Annotated in this window: 1 protein-coding gene; it reads right to left on the reverse strand. The window is 76.1% G+C overall.

The window, feature by feature from the left end:
- On the reverse strand, positions 1 to 770 hold a 770-nt coding region (locus G3I65_RS22045; protein WP_160697788.1), incomplete at both ends, for an acyltransferase domain-containing protein.

The following is a 770-nucleotide window of genomic DNA, read 5'->3' on the forward strand; positions in this document are numbered from 1 at the left end:
GGCCGCGGCGATCTCGCCCTGGGAGTGGCCGACGACGGCGTCCGGCACGATCCCCCGGGAGCGCCAGAGCTCGGCCAGCGCCACCATCACGGCGAAGGACGCGGGCTGGATGACGTCGACGCGGTCGAGCGCGGGCGCGCCGTCTTCCTGACGCAGCACGGCCGGCAGCGACCAATCGACGTACGCGGACAGGGCCTCGGCGCACTCGGTCAGCTTCGCGGCGAACTCGGGGGATTCGTCGAGCAGCCGCGCGCCCATCCCGGCCCACTGGGCGCCCTGCCCGGGGAAGACGAAGACGATCTGGCCGTCGAGGTCGGCGACGCCCTCGGTGAGCCCGGCGAGCGGGGCGCCGTCGCCGAGCGCGGTCAGCCCGGCGACGACGTCTTCGGTGCTCGAGCCGAGGAAGACCGCGCGGTGCTCGAAGGCGGTCCGGGACGTCGCCAGTGACAGCGCGAGGTCGGCGAGGCCGGTGCCGGCGGGGTCGTCGCCGAGCCGGGTGAGCAGCCGGGTGGCCTGCGCGCGCAGAGCCGCGGGGGTCTTGCCCGACACCGTGAACGGGAGGACCGCCAGTGCCGTCGCGGGCTCCGGCGCGGCCGCGGTGACCGCCGGCGCCTGTTCGAGGACGGTGTGGGCGTTGGTGCCGCTGATCCCGAACGAGGACACCGCCGCGCGGCGCGGGCGCCCGGTCTCGGGCCACGGCGTCGCCTCGGTCAGCAGCCGGACCTCGCCCGCGGTCCAGTCCACATGGGACGACGGCGCGTCGACGTGCA

This window comes from Amycolatopsis sp. SID8362 (genome assembly GCF_010550475.1).
Taxonomy (GTDB): Bacteria; Actinomycetota; Actinomycetes; order Mycobacteriales; family Pseudonocardiaceae; genus Amycolatopsis; species Amycolatopsis eburnea.